This is a genomic window from Bacillus sp. JJ1533 (assembly GCF_036965045.1).
GTDB lineage: Bacteria > Bacillota > Bacilli > Bacillales > Bacillaceae_L > Ferdinandcohnia.
The window spans coordinates 1-17,317 of record NZ_JBALOV010000055.1; the positions used below are offsets into that span (position 1 = coordinate 1).

Sequence of the window (17,317 nt, forward strand, 5' to 3'; positions counted from 1 at the left end):
CTCTATAGGGTACATTTTAGTAGAGGATGATGCTTATTTTTTATCCATTCACGATTTCTCCACCATTTACGTGAAGAATTTGACCAGACATATAGGAAGCGTCATCACTTGCAAGGAAAATATAGCTTGGTGCGACTTCCTCAGGTTGTCCTGGTCGTTTCATTGGTGTTGTTGAGCCAAACTTTGCCACTTGTTCATTTGTAAAGGTCGATGGAATCAATGGTGTCCAAATCGGTCCTGGTGCCACTCCATTTACACGGATTCCTTTTCCGACCAGTTGCATGGAGAGTGATCTTGTAAAAGAAACGACGGCACCTTTTGTTGAAGAATAGTCAATGAGTTGCTCATTTCCTTTATAGGCCGTTACCGATGCCGTATTGATAATTGAGCTTCCCTGTTTTAAGTGGGGGAGAGCCGCCTTCGTTAAATAAAAATAAGAAAAAATATTGGTTCGGAATGTTTTTTCAAGCTGCTCTGCTGTAATGTTCGAGATACTCTTTTGTGGATGCTGTTCAGCAGCGTTATTGACTAAGATATCTAGCTTGCCAAACGTATCCACCGTTCTCTTCACAATCTCTTTACAGAAATCTTCACTTCCGATATCGCCGGATAGAAGTAAACATTTTTGTCCCTCTTCTTCAACCTGGCGCTTTGTTTCCTTCGCATCCTCATGCTCATTCAAATAAACGATAACAACATTTGCGCCTTCTTTCGCAAAATGAATCGCAACGGCTTTTCCAATTCCACTATCCCCACCAGTGATAATAGCAACTTTATTTTGTAGCTTATTACTGCCCTGATAGGCATGATCCTCGGAAACGGGTCTCGGTACCATCTCGGTCTCAGTTCCAGGCTGGTGGTTTTGATGCTGTGGAGGCAAAATATTCTTTCCTTGATTATTTGACATACAAACACCTCTTTAATGAATTCAAGTACGTTACTTACTTTTTTATTAAAGGGGTTTGAATATACCTTATTTGTAAATTATTAAGTATTTATAAAATATCAAAAAGTACACCATAACATCCCTTATAATGAAAATAGATCGAAAGAGGGGTTATCCATGGAAAAACCTGAAAAAATTCTACTTGTTGAAGATGATAAGGAAATTGCCCGGATTGTTTGTGATCATTTACGGAAGGAAGGTTATTCCGTGACATGGGCATCTACGGGAAAAGAAGGCTGGGAGGATTTTAAAGAGGAGTACTATGACCTTGCTTTAATCGATTTAATGCTCCCAGAAATGGATGGGTATACATTATGTAAAACCATTCGATTGGAAAGTGAAATTCCTCTCCTCATTTTAAGTGCACGAAATGAGGAAGAAAGTAAGATTAGAGGATTGAATCTAGGGGCTGATGATTATGTCACAAAGCCATTTAGTCTTGAGGAGTTGAGTGCTAGAATCGGTTCTCATTTAAGAAGGTTTAGAAGATATAACAAAAAGACATCAAATGAAAATCGCATCAACTATATGAATGGACTGACCATTGATTTTACGAATGAGCTCATTTATTTAAACGGCAACGTTGTTCAAATGAGCTCAAAGGAAAGAGAACTATTGATTTTATTAGCCAAAAACCCGTTACAAACCTTTTCAAAGACAGACATCTATGAGCATATTTGGCAACAGGAAGATGTGGATGGAAATAATACGGTGACAGTTCATATTAAAAGTTTGCGGGCTAAATTAGGAGATGAAACACGCTCGGCTAAGTTTATTCAAACTGTTTGGGGAGTAGGCTATCGATTTATAGGAGAGCAAAGTATATGAAAATTAAACAATGGTTGTTGGTTTGTTTTTTTATCGTGATGCTGCTCCCTGTGGGCGCGCTCTATTTCCTTTATGTAAGTATCAGTAATCTCGACGATAAGCAAGCCCTTGTTGAATACGTAGAGATGACCAAGAAGATGGAGGAGATTGAACCAAAGCTCGTAGACCCTAAATTATATAAACTTCAACCGAAAGACCAGTTTGAATCCGTTCAAGCTTTGTCGAACGAAACGATTAAAATTACATTATACCGGTCTGATGGCGTTGTTGTTTTTTCAAGTTTACCCGGTCCAGGTTCATACGGGTTTACAACGATAAATATTGAACATGTATATAGAAATCTAAATGATCTTCAAAAGAACTCTCGCACCTTTACATTAAAAAAGCCTGTTGTTAGTGATGGAGATGTTGTTGGCATTTTTGAGATTTCAATTGCGAGAGAGGACTGGATTGAAGGGGTAACGAACCGCTACATGTTGTTGGGTCTGTTATTCAGTATTTTTATCATCCTCCTCTATATCATTGTAGTGGTCCTATTAAATCGAAAATTGATTCGACCATTAAGCCACTTGCAGACGCAGATGACAGCTTTTGCAAATGGAGAAAAACTGCCAACGCAAATTCGTGAATCTAATGATGAAATAGGGAATTTAATCAAGCATTTTTGGAAAATGAAAACACAGATTGAACAAACTCAAGAGGCTCTTGCTGTACAACAAAAAGAAAAAGAATTTATTGTCGCCTCATTATCACATGATTTAAAAACACCTTTAACAGTCATTCGTGCTTATACTGAAGCCTTGCAGAATGATGAAATACTTTCAGAACAAGAGAGGATTGAATATAAGGAAATTCTTTTCGAGAAGCTCGAATACATGAAACGAATGCTCGATGATTTAACGATGTACACGGCATTACAAACATCTAAACAACGAACTGATCTTGTTGAAGTTGAAGGGGATGAGTATTTTGACATGCTGTTATCTGGATATGAGGAACCTTGTAATCGAAAAGGGGTTTCACTAGTTGTTCATCAATCTATTAAAGAAACCTACAGACTCGATCCAAAGCAAATGGTGAGAGTTGTTGATAATATTATGGGCAATGCCATTCGTCATACAGAAAAAGGAAATCAGATTTGGCTTGCTGCGATTTCAAGTGATACCAGATTACCAGACTGGGTGTTTAAAGATTTTTACGAAGACGTTGAGGTATGGCGAAAAGAAGGTACTGTTATCCTAATTCAAAATGAAGGAAAAGGAATACCACAAGAACAATGGGACAAAGTTTTTCAACCATTTTTTCAGGCAGAAGATGCTAGGAACAATGGTGGTAGTTCTGGGCTTGGATTAAGCATTTCGAAAATGTTAATGGAACAACAAAATGGAAAAATTGGGATCTGGTCAGCGGAAAAAGAAGGAACATTACTTGCTTGCTGGATTAAGGAAGGATTGGAATAAAGTGAGGAAAAAAATAATCTTGTTACTTGCTATTCTACTAACGGGCCTATTATCGGCCTGTAAGGGGGATATGGCTGTGTCTTCAGAGGAAATTGTAACGAAAGTCTTGTCGGCAAAGGAAAATAAGTTGTCTTATTATGGAGAGGGGGACATAAAGCTTACGTCAAATGGAGAGATAACCGAAAATGCTAGTTTTAAAGAGTACGCGGCAGATGACGGTAAACGAAAAATCATTACAACAGGTCTTACTAGTGATCTTGAATCCTATGCATTAAATGATGGAAAACAGGTAATATCCTATGAAAAGGGAAGTGAAACGGCATTTAGTATCGATCTAACAGAAGAGAGTATGCCGTTATTAGATGCCTCACCTAAAGAACAACTCATGACCATGTTAGATGCGATTAAAAAAACACATAAATATGAAATTATGGGTGAAGAAAAAATAATTGATTTAAATGTTTATCATATCAAGGCAACGCCAAATAAAGATTCTAATTTATTTGGAGAAGTTGAACTTTGGGTCGATCAAAAGACATGGTTTGTAGTAAAATCTATCTCCGTTGTTGGAGAAACGAAATCTGAATTTGAATACAAGGTACTCGACTTTTCACCTAATTTTGAGAAGGATACGTTCACCTTAGATATACCTAAAAATGTGACGATTAACCCAATTGAATCAGAGTTTGAGCCTACCTTTGGTTCAATAGAAGAAGCGCAAACAGCATTAGACCAACCATTCCTTGTATTCGCAGGTAAAGATATAACAGTCGATAATGTGGAAGTTGTCAATCTTCAAGGTATAGTCAATCGTCCAGAGATTACTGTTTATTATTTAAATAATGGTGTTCCTTCTTTATTAGTTTCGGTTTTTCCGACTCCAGAAGAAGCAGGAACTGAAATTAAACCAGGCAAATGGCAAGTTCGAGGTCAACATGCAGAATATGATGATTTTATAAATGCGATAAGCTGGGATGAGAACGGTCTTCGCTATACAATCATTATTCAAAACCCTGACCTTGAGATGGAAGAAGTACTCGAAATGACGAAAGACATGGTGTTGAATACTGAATTGTAGGTGGAGAGTTTTGTCCTTAAAGGAAAATGGAGAGGACTGGGGAAAAAAGATTCGAAATCGTTGGATGGCTGACAGAGTAAAGGAGTCAGTACTTAGGTAGAAGAGGTGAAATGGTGAAAATCGCAAAGGTATTATTTGTTCTTGGGGCATTGGTTTTCCCACTAGGTATATATTTGTCTTCATTTAGCCTAGTTGGTGTGATTTTAGCGATTGTCGGAGGACTTACGGTATTCTTGAGTACTCCGGCTATACAATCGTAGAAGGAGTTAAATAAATGGACTTCTTAAGTGTAAATGATTGGATAAACCCTTCAAATCCATATGCATCCCTCTTTTTTGGGTTCCTAGTTACAATGGTAGTTGGGGTAGTCGTTTGGCTAGATACAAGAAGATTCAACACCCTTCTTATAGTGTTAGTAACCGGTAGCATTGTATCAATAGTCGGTGTAATTATTTTGCAAGCAGTTGGGTATTACTAGTGTTTGCGTAGAAGACTTTCCAGGGAGGGAGAGTCTTCTTTTTTGGCTTTTTTTAAAGGAATTATCAATAGCCAAGCTAGTAGGGGTGTTTATGATAAGTTTTTTTACAGATTTATCTAAAAGTCTAACCTTATACAAGATTTTTATGCTTTCTCGAAAGATTGAGAACCATAAGAACCACTAAAAAACAAAATCAGTTCTATAAAAGGAAATTCAATTACTTATAAAGAAATAGATAACATAAAATAATTTTGAGATGGGGGTTTTATATGGAGGCTAATATTAGACCTGTCATAAAAGAGGGATGCTTCTCAACTTATCGAACACACGAAAATCGTTCTTAGTGAGTCCACATATATGCTAACTGCACCAGAGGAGTTTAAAACCACAGTTGAGGAGGAGGAAAAATGGATAGAGGACCATACAAAGCCGGGAAATTTAATTGTGGTAGCAGAAACAGAAGGTAAAATTATTGGGAATTTAAATTTCCAATCCTCGAAAAGAAAGCGACTCTCTCACCTAGGGTACTTTGGTATAAGTATTCAAGAAGCATACTGCAATCATGGGATTGGAAGCAAACTAATGGAATATTTACTCCAGTGGGCCCAGAAAGAGCCTGGACTAGAAAAAGTATGTCTTGAAGTATTCTCTCATAATAAAAGGGCAATCCATTTATATAAAAAATTTGGCTTCCAAGAAGAAGGTAGAAAAGTTAAGTTTGTAAAATTTAGTGATTCCCATTATGAAGATGAAATCATCATGTGTAAATTTGTTAAATAAACATCGATCTATGATACGATAATAGTAAAAGACATGAGGAGTGGTATTGTGCAGTTAACAGTTTATTTAGCGGGACAAATTCATGACAATTGGCGAGAAGAAATAAAAGTGAAGGCAGAGGCAAAAAATCTCCCGTTAACCTTTGTCGGCCCGCAAACAAACCATGATAAGTCCGATAATATTGGAGAAGAAATACTAGGAGAACAACCTGGAAACTTCTACAAGGATGATGCAGCATCAGACATTAATAATTTCAGAACACTGGTATTGATGCAAAAATCAGATGTGGTTATCGCATTATTTGGGGAAAAATATAAGCAATGGAATACGGCAATGGATGCAAGTGCAGCAATTACCATGAATAAACCTACGATTATCGTAAGACCAACCTCACTCATACATCCGTTAAAGGAATTATCGAATAGAGCGAATGTTACGGTCGAAACAATTGACCAGGCTTTAGAAGTACTTAGTTATATTTTTGAATAGTAAAATGCAGCGGGCCATAGACCGCTGCATTCTGCCTATCGATAATTAATAAATTGGACATCAATTGGTAAATCTGCTTCACGGATTGCATTAATAATTTGTTGAAGTTCGTCCCTGCTTTTTCCTGTCACGCGGACTTGGTCGTCCTGTACTTGACTTTTCACTTTTAGACCGCTGTTTTTAATAATCGTATTGATTTTCTTCGCGTTCTCCTTGTCAATGCCTTGAATTAATTTTGCACGCTGACGAACAGTTCCACCAGATGCATTTTCGATTTTTCCATAGTCAATATTTCGTGTTGCAACGCCACGCTTGATCATTTTACTGATCAGAACATCCTTTAATTGCTCGAGCTTGTACTCATCGTCAGATACCAAGACAAGTTCTTCCTTATCAAGTGAGATGTCACTTTTACTACCTTTGAAATCATAGCGGTTTTGAATCTCTTTTTTTGCAATACTAATTGCATTTGTTACTTCAGGCAAATCCACCTTTGACACAATATCGAATGAGCTCTCTTTTGCCATTGCCTACCTCCAAAAAAAGTATATTTGCCTTGATTATAGACAATCTTAGCAATTTGAACAACTTTTTCCAAAACTATACTAGTAAATTGTGGTCCCAAACGTCTATACTATGTAATGACAAAGAAAGTACATGAGAAAGAGGTTTATGAAATGAATGCATTAGAACCAGGTACGGTAGTTACATTACGTGTTGATAGAGATGCCCCGTTTGGCTATTTTTTAACAAACGGTGAAGAAGATGTTTTATTACATACAAATGAAATAATAGATGGCTTTGACCCAGATGAGGATGTTACTGTTTTTCTTTTTCAAGACCATCAAGGGAGACTAGCAGCTTCCATGACAATACCAACGATTCAAATTGGTTTCTATGATTGGGCAGAAGTAGTCGAAATCAAACATGAGCTAGGGGCTTTCGTCAATATTGGAATTAACAAAGATATTCTTGTTTCTAAGGATGAATTGCATGAAGTTTGGGACCTTTGGCCAGAACCAGGTGACAAGCTTTATGTAACCCTACGAACAGACAAAAACGGCAGACTGTTTGGAAAGCTTGCAACTGAAGATGTCATCCGCTCGATATCAAAGCCAGCAACTAGAAAAGATTTTAATAAGAATATAACTGGAACCGTATATCGTTTATTAATGGTTGGCTCGTTTATGATCTCAGAGGAAGGGTACCTTGGCTTTATTCATGAGAGTCAACGGACAAGGGAACCGAGAGTAGGAGAGAAGGTACAAGGTCGTATTATTGATGTGAAGGACGACGGCTCTGTAAATGTATCTTTGCTTGGTAGAGGTCATGAAATCATGGGCGACGATGCCTTGAAAATTTATCAGTATTTAGAAAGCCGTGGAGGAGCCATGCCGTATTGGGATAAAAGCTCTCCTGAAGATATTACAGCGAGGTTTGACATGAGTAAAGCTGCCTTTAAACGTGCACTAGGAAAGCTAATGAAAGAAGGAAAGGTATATCAAGAAGATGGCTGGACCTATTTCAAAAAAGAAGAGTAAAGGAAAACGCATCGGTTATAAAAGGACCGATGCGTTTGTTTTAAGGATGTCTAGCTCCAAGCGACTTACGCTATTCTATAGATGATCTGTTTTCTTAGAATATTGGTGTTTACCTGCCTGACGATTTTTTTCTCTCATCATGTTTTTTTCATGTCGTAATGCATTGTTGTCTTGCGCTTTTTTATCATTATCGCTAGTTTTTGGCATACATGTACACTCCCTTCAATCCATTAAGAAGACGTTCAAAATTAGGATATCCAGTCGTTTTTCAAACTATGTAAAATTAGCTCTTCGGCATTTCGTTTAAGAAGAAGATCGCTATGGTTCCTGGGCCTGCATGTGACCCAATTGCAGCACCAATTACATTGATATAAAATGATTTACACCCGAACTTTTCTTCAAATACCTTTTTTAATTCAAGTACTTCATTTTCCACATCTCCGTGGCTAATCCCAATTGTCTGATTTGATAAATCCACGCCGCGTTCTTCCATTAGCTCAACAATTCGTTTATATACTTTCTTTTTTCCCCGAATTTTTTCAAGTGGGACTAGCTTTCCATCTTCAACATTTAAGAGAGGCTTGATGTTTAACAATCCTCCGACAAAGGCGGAAGCTTTACTAATACGTCCCCCACGAGCTAAATATTCCAGATCATCTACTGTAAAAAGATGTTCCATATGAGTGCTGTAGAAGTTAGCCAGGTTTACGACATCTTCTTTTGAAGCCCCCTTGGCAGCTAACTCAGCAGCTTCTTTCACAACAAGACCTTGTCCAAGTGATGCACATTTCGTGTCAATAATCGTCAAATCAAGGTCAGGATATTCTTCCTTTACTTCTTCGCTCATCATGACTGCTGTTTGGTAGGTTCCTGATAATTGTGATGAAAAAGCAATGTACACAGCAGATTGCTTTTCTTTTGCAATCTCAGTAAAAACCTCTTTAAAACGGTGTGGTGGAACTTGGGATGTTTTTGGCGCACTCCCTTTTTTCATCGCTTCAAATACTTTTACTGGCTCTATCGTCGCAATATCTTCATAATCTTGCCCATCTAGATGAACTCCTAAGGAGAATAAGGTAACATTGTTTTCTTCAAAAAATTGAAGAGGTAGGTCACTACCGCTATCAGTAAGAATTCTAACGGTCAAAAGTCTCACCTTCTTTTTTCATGGTCAAGTTTGAAAGACAAACTTGCCTACTGTAAGTGTAGCGAGTATTGGATAAAATTACAACAAATGTGGGAAAATTTTGTATGACAACTCATTTACTTTTGTAATTGAAGAATGTTGTTCCAGGAGGACTATTTAAATGGTTAATAGAGAAGTGAAAAAAGTCATCATTGTGATATTTGGTGCATTGCTAAATGCCGCTGCCTTGAATTTATTTTTAATTCCAGCAGACGTCTATTCTTCAGGGTTTACTGGTGTGTCACAGTTGTTATTTAGAATTATCGGTGATTACACACCATTTCAAGTTTCAACGGGTGTCATTTTACTATTGTTAAACATACCAGTTGCGATTTTAGGATGGAAAAAGGTAGGGAAGTCCTTTACACTGTACAGCTTTATATCTGTCGCTTTAACGTCCTTATTCTTAACGATAATACCACTCGAACGAATTTCCGACGATATTTTACTTAACGCTGTATTTGGTGCCGTCATCCAAGCGATTGGTATCGGCTTAACCTTGAAGTGGGGAGCTTCCACAGGTGGTCTTGATATCATAGCGCTTGTCTTATCGAGATCAAAAGATAAGCCGATTGGAACCTTTATTTTTACACTAAACGGGCTTATTATTTTAACGGCAGGTTTCTTATTTGGCTGGGAAAAAGCGTTGTATACACTCGTTGCCTTATATGTTTTGACAAGGGTAATTGATACAGTCCATACAAGTCATGTAAAGGTTACAGCGTTGATCGTGACGAAAAAAGCAGACGAATTGAAACAAGCCATCCACTCCAGGTTAGTAAGAGGAATAACGATGCTTCCTGCAAAAGGAGCATTTTCAAGCGAACCAAAAGATATGCTAATGATCGTTTTAACAAGATATGAATTATATGACTTAGAGCGGGTTATTAAGGAAGTTGATCCTCATGCCTTTACAAATATTGTTCAGACAGTTGGTGTTTATGGATTATTTCGCAAAGAACAGTAACTTTTTTAAAGGATCATTCGACAAATAAGATAAAGGGGTGACAAATATGAAAAAATGGCTTCTAGCAGCCTTAGTATTAATAATGAGTGTATTTATCATTTCAGGATGTGGTACAACAAAAACAGAAGAAGCTCTTCCAGTAAATTCAGGGGGCGGTGAAAAAGTAGAGACAGAAACACCACCAGAACAAGAGAGTGAAGAACCTGGAGGCGATAAGAACGTGATAGAAAAACTTCAAACAAACCTATCCATTAAAACGGGAGAAAATGAAGCAATCTTTACAATTTCATTAAAAAATACGAGCGACGATTCTGTAAAAGTAACGATTCCAGGTGGCCAAAAATATGAAATTGTTGTAACGGATTCAAAAGGAGAAGAAGTCTATCGCTATTCAATCGATAAGATGTTCATCCAATCGATTGAAGTCATGGAGTTAAAACCAGGTGAAGAGAAGGTATGGGAAGAACCATGGGATTATACATCAAATGATGGAGCAAGGCTTTCTCCTGGAGAATATAAGGCTAATATCTTTCTGACTGCCTCAGAGGTAAATGAACAAAAAATCGAAAACAATGCGCTGCAGGCACAAGAAACCTTCACAATTCCTGAAGAAGAGATGAATACAGCGTTTCGCAATGTTCAAGTACTTGGAGAAAATGGTGAATATACTGTTACTGGTGAGGTAAGAGTGTTTGAAGCAATATTCTTCTATGCCGTAGAGGATGGCCATGATTATGTGATTCCTGAAACTGTTCAAATGGCATCAGAAGGTGCACCAGCATGGGCACCATTTGAAATCAAAATTTCGATTTCAAAGGAGAAACTCCCTAAAAACGGAGCATTAATTCTTCACTTATACGAAAGAAGTGCAAAGGATGGTTCAATCACAAATCCATATCACGCAAAACTTCAACAGTTTCAATAAAGGGGAAGGGTCAGACGATATGTCTGACCCTCTTTTTTTTGAAATTAGCCGACTTAATGGAGTTCGTCTAATTCATTTTGTAATTCGCGGAGTTGTTCTTTTTCGGCTGTTGTAGAGTTAGCATAAGCAGAAGAAAGTGCATTTTTTGCAACCGAAATTGCATCCTGTAGGGATGTATCACTTTGACCCGTGCTTGCTAATTTCGCAACTTCCACAGTTTCACGAGCCTTTTGGAATAAAGGGTTTCCCATTTTATATTCCTCCAAGTGATGAATTTTCGACTTTTGCATTTTTCTTAGCTTCTGCTTCAGCTAGAGTTGAACGGTAAGGAAAGCGCTGAGCATGTTGTTGAACTGCATCTGCACCTTGATGAACAAATCGTTTTGATTTATTGCTACCCATCCGTAAATTCCCCCTTTAACAGCTTTAAAAGAAGCGCGCTTATAAAAGGCGCTAATCATATTGTTTGATGATGGGGAGTGGAATATAGAAGGTAATTATTTCTGTTTGTTTTAGATAGGGAACAATTATTTTCGGTTAGGGAACAAATAACCTAAGGTAGGGCACAAAAAAATTTAATGGGTCACAATTAATAAAAGGTAGGTCACTACTCCATTTAACCTCTACATAAAAAAAGAAACCGGATCATCCACCGGTTTCTAGCTTATTTTCTTAATTTGAGTACATCCTCTAAATAAAGAGCAATTCCGTCCTCTTCATTTGTCATGGTCACATGGTTTGCGATATTTTTTAACTCATCAATCCCATTTCCCATCGCAATTCCATGTCCAGCATATTCAATCATTTCTAAATCATTATCTTCATCACCAAAGGCAATAATACGATCTTTCGGGATTTGATAATAGTTGGCAACCTTTTGAATCCCAACCGCTTTATTTAAACCTGATTTAACGATTTCGATAACATGCCAAGGAGCAGCCCATTTTCGGTGATCGACTACTTCAGCATGCATTTCAGAAAGATACTTTCGGATAGGGTCCGCAATTTCTTCATCAGGATGTATTAACAATGAAGTTGGGTCATGCTTTAAGATTTTTCGTAAATCACCTGTTTCAATATTCGGCTTTCCCATACCAAAAATGTCTAACATCGTTTCATCGTGATAATGAAAATATACGTCATCAATCACTTCTGCTAAAATATTTTTTACGCGGAAATTATCTGCAACCTCAACTATCTCTTTTACTGTTTTTAATTCAAGTGTGTCATGATAGACACCCCAGTTTTTATCAAGAGGGTGATGAACAAAAGCTCCATTGAAATTAACTATTGGTGTTGTAAGTTCTAGTTCTTGATAGTACATGGAGCTGGAACGGTAAGGTCTTCCTGTCGCAATCATAACCATATGACCGTCCTGTTTTGCTTTTTGGATTGTCTCTTTTGTTCTTTTTGAGATAGTTTTATCATCTTTAAGTAACGTACCATCTAGGTCAAGTGCGATTAAATGTTGTTTTGTCATAACAATCTCCTCTGCTCTCTCTTTCTTCTACTTAAACAGATAATAAAAAAATCGTCAATTGAAAAGCCAATCTTTTTAGGTAAATTAAAATTAATGATACACTAGAGAATATCTTAAAGTTTTTTAGTAAAGGAGCACAAAAGAGTGGTTATTGTTGAAAAAATGAAAATTGCAGACATTCCGGTATTACATATTGTAAAAAAGCAATTAAAAGATGAAAAAGCTCCGTTAATCATGTTCATACATGGGTTTGGCAGTGCCAAAGAACATAATCTTCACTATGCCTATCTATATGCAGAGGAAGGATTTCGGGTGGTTTTACCTGAAGCAGATTACCATGGTGAAAGAGAAAAGGGTCTTGAAGAGCTTGAAATGAATTTTAAGTTCTGGGATATTGTCATCAATGAAATTAAAGAACTTCAATGGATGAAGGACGAAATAGTCGGAAAAGGCTTGGTTGATGAAACAAGGATTGGAGTAGCAGGAACCTCAATGGGAGGCATTGTGACACTTGGTGCATTGACCCAATATCCATGGATTAAGACGGCGGTAAGTCTCATGGGGAGTCCATATTACGAGGAGTTCTGCCGTGGACAAATTGAGGAATTAAAACGACATGACATTGAACTTCCTTTTTCAGACGCTGAGTTAGAAGAAAAATATGCAGAATTAAGAAATTATGATTTAAGCATACAACCAGAAAAATTAAACGGTAGACCATTGTTTTTCTGGCATGGTGAAAAAGACAAGATGGTACCATTCACATATACGTATGAATTTTATCAAGAAATTAAACCAATGTATAAAGGGAAACAGGAGAATCTATCCTTTATTGCCGATACACGTGCGGACCATAAAGTAACAAGAGAAGGGCTACTTGCATCAGTTGAATGGTTTAAAAAGCATCTATAAAAAAGAAAGAACGTGTTGAAGTTAATCGACACGTTCTTTCTTTTTCAATTTACCTGATCCCTAACGCAATTTTTGCGTAACGACTCATCATGTCTTTGTTCCAAGGTGGGTTCCACACGATGTTAACATCTACGTCCTTGACTTCAGGCAATTCAGTTAGAACGCGTTTTACATCCATAGCAATTGTTCCAGCAAGTGGACAACCCATTGATGTTAAAGTCATGGAAACTTGAGCCACACCTTCGTCATTCATATCTACATCATATACAAGTCCTAAGTTTACAATGTCAATCCCTAGCTCAGGGTCAACTACCTGTTCAAGTGCTCCCATAATATTTTCCTTTAAAGCTTCATCCATTTAATAACTCTCCTTTCGAGAAATAGCTTAATTTAAAGTATAACGAAACATCCTTAGAAAGTGAAATGCATTGCATCAATAAATCAATAGCCTCTTAATTGCTTCATTGCATTTTCTGACATGCGCTCAGGAGACCAGGCAGGATGCCAAACCATTAAAACTTCGACATCATTAACCTCTTCAAGATATGCAACAGCATGCTTAACACCGCTTGTAATACTATCATGAAGTGGACAGCCAGGTGTAGTTAAAGTCATTTCGATATACACATTATTATTTTCTTTAATATCAATTTCATATATAAGTCCTAAATCGACAACATTTATATTTAATTCAGGGTCGATCACTTGTTTTAATTGATCTAGAACTTTCTCTCTTAATTCCATTGCTTTTCTCTCCTCTACTTAAAAAGTACCCTCATAATGCTATATCCGAAAAACATGGTTGAAGCGACGACCAGGCTTTGGCCAATTGAAAAGATAAGCAATAGACCTGTCGCAATCGATAAAACGACGATAAGGCACCCTGCAACAAAGCCTGCAAAAATCGGAATTGCCATTTTTTCATCTATCATTTGTTTTAACGTAGGTACATCTCTTTTTCCGATAAGCTTACTGTATCTATGAGTCCACCAAAGAAAGGGAATAATTTTATATAAATAGCCGAGAATACTGCAAACAATCCACAAGAAAATATATAGAAAAATGAGGACGCCATAAATTTCGTAATACCCTGGAAGGAATGAAAGAATCATTCCGAAAAAGTGAACGGCTAAGCCAAAACAAATGGCAATTAATGAAAATATAAATGGTCTATCTGGCTTTTTCTTTAATCTCACCTTGATAATCGTAGAAATGTGATAGGAAAAAAGAGCGAAGCCTGCGAACAGAATGCTCATACCTACCTGTAATAAAAAGTTTTTATCGGTGATAAAGCTGCTAATTGTCACCAAAAGGCCAATCCCATACACAATATAGACCCATCTCGCAGGTTTCATAGAAAAGCCATGTGCTAATGAAAACATCGGAACCATTTTATAGGAAAAACCGAAAATCAGGAATGTAAACCATCCAGCAACACCAAGCAATATATGGCTTTTCAAAATAGCAAGGTGGTTTAAATTCGCGAACCCAGCTCCTAAATTTACGATTAGAAGAATTCCGAGGCTAATGGTGAGTAGTAAGCAAATAAGAGCACTACCGACTAATACAGTTAAAATATTCTTCTTTGCCTGTTTTTTCATCGTCATAAACATTTGTACAAGAAATAGCAAAATCCCAATAACAGCAAGTGAGCCTGTAAAGATAGACAAAGTAGGTGAGAAGGAAAGGGTGATTCCAAAACCACCAAAACCGATTGCTGTTACCCAAAACTGCACAAAACCAAATTTTTCACTCCAAATCGGAGTTAAAAAAGCTACTGGTACAAGCTGGTACATCGCTCCCATCGCAACCATCAAGGCCCATCCTAGTATTAGCAAATGGGCAGATGAAAGAAGGGGAAAGGTTCGGAAGTTCCCATCTATGACAACATGTCCATTAAATAACAGGATTACCTGTGATGCGACTAAGGCAATAACACTAAAGATAATAAAGGAGAGTGGCAGCCTAATATCTGTTTCATTTGATAATTGAGGCATCATTAGCAACCAGCTCCTTATTTCGTAATTTCAATTTGGAAGCCGCCATCAGGATGTGGTTCAGTTATATGTTTATAGCCTAGCTCATCCAGTTGTTCATACAAAAACATAGGGCGCCGATCATTGATTATAGTTAACGTATCGCCTTTATTTAGTTTCTCGAGTGCTTTTAAGGTCCTCATCATTGGGGTGGGTGGCTCAAGACCTCGATTATCTAATTTCATTTAGTGGTCACTCCTTTAGTAAAAGTGACCCTCCAATGTTTTTTATCAATTTGCTCTGCTTCATTTGAGAAACCCTTTGCTTTTAATATTGGAAATAAAGGAGTCGGTTTGAAGGGCGCGTGTAAAATGAAGATATCGCCATCCTTTAAAGGTTTAACGGCCTCCATAATTTTTTGAAAAGGCTCGATTTTATTTTTAAGGTCTTCTCTAACATCTACTTCCACAATGTTTGAATCCAATTGATTCATTTTTTGATTACCCCCTTATAGTACGTTTATAAATTAATGATAATCATTTTCAATGAGAAACGATGTGACTTGAATCACAAGTATTAAAATAATTTCGTTAATGAATAGAGCGCTACTTCAAGGGACTAGAAAATCTCATCATGAAGCTTCATATGATCTAATAGGTAATACCCATCAGGAGTCATGTCTACAATATGCTTCTTTTTTAATACTGAAATCGTGCGACTTACGGATTCACGTGTGGTACCAATCATGTTTGCAAGCTCGCGATTGGTGAATTGAGTAGTCAGCTTAAAACGATCGCCAATCTTTTCGCCATTGCTTCTACATAAACGAAGTAAAAGCATAATGATTTGTTCTTGTGTATTTAAAAGGATTTGTTCTTCCAGCCGCTTTTGGAGGTCCATAATTTTTTCGCCCAAAACTTTGAAAATTTTGATGCAAAGCTCTGGATTCTTTATTAAGATCTCTTCAAATCGATCAATCGGAGTATAAATAATATTCGAATCCTCAATTACTTCGGCATGTGCAGGATATCCGCCTTTCCTAAAAAATCCGGCATGAGGGAACATTTCCCCAGCTTCAAGCACGGACACAATCTGTTCCTTACCATGCATATCTGATTTGTAAATTTTCACCTTCCCAGATTGAATGAAAAAAACTCGATCAAGTGGATCGTCTTGCATAAAGATAAACATTTTTTGTTTATATAATCGAGACTGTGAAATTTCAACAATGGGATCTAGTTCTTCCGGAGTTAATTCCCGAAACAAGGGTACTCCTTTCAATTGATCACGAATGGATGGTATCCCCATCTTTCTCACTCCTTAATTAAATTACAATACCTAAGGCATCTGTATCTTAAGTGTAGCAATCCTCTTTTTTAAAACTGTGATTTACATCATAGGTAATGGGAAACTGTATCAATGTTCAAAAAATCTACATAAAAAAAACTAGGAGAAATTCTCCTAGCTAGTCAACTTGCTTTTCGTCCGCACAATCAAAGCAAAGTATTCCTTTTTTATCTTCAAAGACGACACCATTTATAAACCCATCCAGACAATATATTTCCTTCCCACATTCCTTACATGTACCAACCATTTCTTTCATCTTTTCACCCCGTATATTCTTTCGACTCCACAATCATGAGGCAGGACAAGATGCGTACGTGGTCTTTTAATATTAATCCCATTATCTCATATTTCTCTAGACATATGATAAAAAACATATGTACATAGTGATAAGTTTCACTACATAGACAGTTAATACTCGATAAAATGGAGCCATAAAACAAAAGGAGGAATGTTAAGATGGTATTTGCAGCGAAAGTAAATGCACCAGATTATGCACCGAAGGATAAGCACCCAACTATTTTTAGAACATTTGATAGTCTACAGCCAGGTGAAATCATGGAGCTCACAAATGACCATGATCCACGACCACTCCAATATCAATTCATGATGGAACGCGGTGAGGAATTCACTTGGGAATACCTCGAACAAGGCCCGGATGTTTGGCGAGTAGCAATCGGAAAAAAATAAATTAGCGGATAGCAGTAAAGGTGTAGGTAAAGTCAAAATAAGGGCTTTGCCTACACCTTTTCATTTGGTATTTTTATTGCAAATGATGACACAGTAAATTAAGAGTTCAAGAAATGATAGATGATAGTCGCAAATGCTCTAAACGGTATATCGGGAATCGAGAGCCGAAAACCGATATCCTGCAAAAGCCCTAAACGGTATATCGGGAAATCGAGAGCCGATAACTGATATCCCGCA

26 protein-coding genes are annotated in these 17,317 nt (G+C 37.2%); 12 read left to right on the forward strand and 14 right to left on the reverse strand.

Annotated elements, in window-relative coordinates; translation table 11 throughout:
• Nucleotides 1-40: 40 nt before the first annotated feature.
• Nucleotides 41-907 carry an SDR family oxidoreductase gene (locus V7138_RS23925; RefSeq protein ID WP_335402388.1) on the reverse strand — a complete coding sequence of 289 codons (867 nt, stop codon included), beginning with the start codon at nt 905-907 and terminating at the stop codon, nt 41-43.
• Between the two features lie 156 nt (nt 908-1,063).
• Here V7138_RS23925 and V7138_RS23930 point away from each other — a divergent pair, with 156 nt between their 5' ends.
• The 7 genes from V7138_RS23930 to V7138_RS23960 all read left to right on the forward strand — a co-directional run bounded on the left by V7138_RS23930 (nt 1,064) and on the right by V7138_RS23960 (nt 6,059).
• On the forward strand, nt 1,064-1,774 hold the full coding sequence (locus V7138_RS23930; RefSeq protein ID WP_335402390.1) for a response regulator transcription factor: 711 nt from the start codon (nt 1,064-1,066) through the stop codon (nt 1,772-1,774).
• Nucleotides 1,771-3,234: a HAMP domain-containing sensor histidine kinase gene (locus tag V7138_RS23935; protein ID WP_335402392.1), complete on the forward strand. Its 1,464-nt coding sequence runs from the start codon at nt 1,771-1,773 to the stop codon at nt 3,232-3,234. Before V7138_RS23930 ends, V7138_RS23935 begins: the two co-directional genes overlap by 4 nt.
• Before the next feature lie 76 nt (nt 3,235-3,310).
• Complete coding sequence (locus V7138_RS23940; RefSeq protein ID WP_335402394.1) at nt 3,311-4,312, forward strand: LolA family protein; 1,002 nt, start codon at nt 3,311-3,313, stop codon at nt 4,310-4,312.
• Nucleotides 4,313-4,425: 113 nt separating this feature from the next.
• Nucleotides 4,426-4,572 (forward strand): hypothetical protein, encoded by a 147-nt coding sequence (locus tag V7138_RS23945; protein WP_335402395.1) that lies wholly within the window; start codon nt 4,426-4,428, stop codon nt 4,570-4,572.
• A gap of 14 nt (nt 4,573-4,586) precedes the next feature.
• Nucleotides 4,587-4,790, forward strand: coding sequence for a hypothetical protein (locus V7138_RS23950; RefSeq protein WP_335402397.1), 204 nt, complete (start codon nt 4,587-4,589; stop codon nt 4,788-4,790).
• A 357-nt stretch (nt 4,791-5,147) separates the two neighbouring features.
• Nucleotides 5,148-5,570 carry a GNAT family N-acetyltransferase gene (locus V7138_RS23955; RefSeq protein WP_335402398.1) on the forward strand — a complete coding sequence of 141 codons (423 nt, stop codon included), beginning with the start codon at nt 5,148-5,150 and terminating at the stop codon, nt 5,568-5,570.
• 48 nt (nt 5,571-5,618) lie between these two features.
• A complete protein-coding gene (locus tag V7138_RS23960; RefSeq protein WP_335402400.1) occupies nt 5,619-6,059 on the forward strand; it encodes a YtoQ family protein in 441 nt (146 codons plus the stop codon).
• Between the two features lie 35 nt (nt 6,060-6,094).
• Here the strand turns inward: V7138_RS23960 and V7138_RS23965 are convergent, their stop codons facing one another.
• Nucleotides 6,095-6,586, reverse strand: a complete 492-nt coding sequence (locus V7138_RS23965; RefSeq protein WP_335402401.1) for a YajQ family cyclic di-GMP-binding protein — start codon at nt 6,584-6,586, stop codon at nt 6,095-6,097.
• 150 nt (nt 6,587-6,736) lie between these two features.
• Between V7138_RS23965 and V7138_RS23970 the strand changes: the two genes are divergently transcribed.
• Nucleotides 6,737-7,600: a CvfB family protein gene (locus V7138_RS23970; RefSeq protein WP_335402402.1), complete on the forward strand. Its 864-nt coding sequence runs from the start codon at nt 6,737-6,739 to the stop codon at nt 7,598-7,600.
• Nucleotides 7,601-7,675: 75 nt separating this feature from the next.
• On the opposite strand, the gene V7138_RS23975 is transcribed toward V7138_RS23970, so the two are convergent.
• A complete protein-coding gene (locus V7138_RS23975) occupies nt 7,676-7,807 on the reverse strand; it encodes a DUF3941 domain-containing protein (RefSeq protein WP_010283423.1) in 132 nt (43 codons plus the stop codon).
• 76 nt (nt 7,808-7,883) lie between these two features.
• The gene (locus V7138_RS23980) at nt 7,884-8,747 is read right to left on the reverse strand and encodes a DegV family protein (protein ID WP_335402404.1); all 864 of its coding nucleotides are present in this window, start codon (nt 8,745-8,747) and stop codon (nt 7,884-7,886) included.
• 160 nt (nt 8,748-8,907) lie between these two features.
• Here V7138_RS23980 and V7138_RS23985 point away from each other — a divergent pair, with 160 nt between their 5' ends.
• Nucleotides 8,908-9,753 (forward strand): YitT family protein, encoded by an 846-nt coding sequence (locus V7138_RS23985; protein WP_335402406.1) that lies wholly within the window; start codon nt 8,908-8,910, stop codon nt 9,751-9,753.
• A 46-nt stretch (nt 9,754-9,799) separates the two neighbouring features.
• Nucleotides 9,800-10,678 (forward strand): BsuPI-related putative proteinase inhibitor, encoded by an 879-nt coding sequence (locus tag V7138_RS23990; protein ID WP_335402408.1) that lies wholly within the window; start codon nt 9,800-9,802, stop codon nt 10,676-10,678.
• 53 nt (nt 10,679-10,731) lie between these two features.
• On the opposite strand, the gene V7138_RS23995 is transcribed toward V7138_RS23990, so the two are convergent.
• From V7138_RS23995 to V7138_RS24005, 3 genes are all read right to left on the reverse strand, one after another.
• The gene (locus tag V7138_RS23995; protein ID WP_335402410.1) at nt 10,732-10,929 is read right to left on the reverse strand and encodes a DUF3813 domain-containing protein; all 198 of its coding nucleotides are present in this window, start codon (nt 10,927-10,929) and stop codon (nt 10,732-10,734) included.
• Between the two features lies 1 nt (nt 10,930).
• Nucleotides 10,931-11,080, reverse strand: a complete 150-nt coding sequence (locus V7138_RS24000; RefSeq protein ID WP_335402412.1) for a competence protein — start codon at nt 11,078-11,080, stop codon at nt 10,931-10,933.
• Between the two features lie 262 nt (nt 11,081-11,342).
• Complete coding sequence (locus tag V7138_RS24005) at nt 11,343-12,158, reverse strand: Cof-type HAD-IIB family hydrolase (protein ID WP_335402414.1); 816 nt, start codon at nt 12,156-12,158, stop codon at nt 11,343-11,345.
• 144 nt (nt 12,159-12,302) lie between these two features.
• Between V7138_RS24005 and yjfP the strand changes: the two genes are divergently transcribed.
• Complete coding sequence (gene yjfP, locus V7138_RS24010; protein WP_335402416.1) at nt 12,303-13,070, forward strand: esterase; 768 nt, start codon at nt 12,303-12,305, stop codon at nt 13,068-13,070.
• 49 nt (nt 13,071-13,119) lie between these two features.
• Here the strand turns inward: yjfP and V7138_RS24015 are convergent, their stop codons facing one another.
• The 7 genes from V7138_RS24015 to V7138_RS24045 form a co-directional block, all read right to left on the reverse strand.
• Nucleotides 13,120-13,428, reverse strand: a complete 309-nt coding sequence (locus V7138_RS24015) for a metal-sulfur cluster assembly factor (protein WP_335402418.1) — start codon at nt 13,426-13,428, stop codon at nt 13,120-13,122.
• A gap of 83 nt (nt 13,429-13,511) precedes the next feature.
• Nucleotides 13,512-13,814, reverse strand: coding sequence for a metal-sulfur cluster assembly factor (locus V7138_RS24020; RefSeq protein ID WP_335402420.1), 303 nt, complete (start codon nt 13,812-13,814; stop codon nt 13,512-13,514).
• Nucleotides 13,815-13,828: 14 nt separating this feature from the next.
• A complete protein-coding gene (locus V7138_RS24025) occupies nt 13,829-15,070 on the reverse strand; it encodes a hypothetical protein (RefSeq protein WP_335402422.1) in 1,242 nt (413 codons plus the stop codon).
• A gap of 14 nt (nt 15,071-15,084) precedes the next feature.
• On the reverse strand, nt 15,085-15,291 hold the full coding sequence (locus V7138_RS24030; protein WP_335402423.1) for a DUF2249 domain-containing protein: 207 nt from the start codon (nt 15,289-15,291) through the stop codon (nt 15,085-15,087).
• Complete coding sequence (locus V7138_RS24035; RefSeq protein WP_335402425.1) at nt 15,288-15,539, reverse strand: DUF2249 domain-containing protein; 252 nt, start codon at nt 15,537-15,539, stop codon at nt 15,288-15,290. Before V7138_RS24035 ends, V7138_RS24030 begins: the two co-directional genes overlap by 4 nt.
• Before the next feature lie 125 nt (nt 15,540-15,664).
• Nucleotides 15,665-16,354, reverse strand: coding sequence for a Crp/Fnr family transcriptional regulator (locus V7138_RS24040; protein WP_335402427.1), 690 nt, complete (start codon nt 16,352-16,354; stop codon nt 15,665-15,667).
• A 157-nt stretch (nt 16,355-16,511) separates the two neighbouring features.
• Nucleotides 16,512-16,649, reverse strand: a complete 138-nt coding sequence (locus V7138_RS24045; RefSeq protein WP_335402428.1) for a hypothetical protein — start codon at nt 16,647-16,649, stop codon at nt 16,512-16,514.
• Nucleotides 16,650-16,849: 200 nt separating this feature from the next.
• Here V7138_RS24045 and V7138_RS24050 point away from each other — a divergent pair, with 200 nt between their 5' ends.
• Nucleotides 16,850-17,080, forward strand: a complete 231-nt coding sequence (locus V7138_RS24050) for a DUF2249 domain-containing protein (protein WP_335402430.1) — start codon at nt 16,850-16,852, stop codon at nt 17,078-17,080.
• The last annotated feature ends 237 nt before the right edge of the window (nt 17,081-17,317 follow it).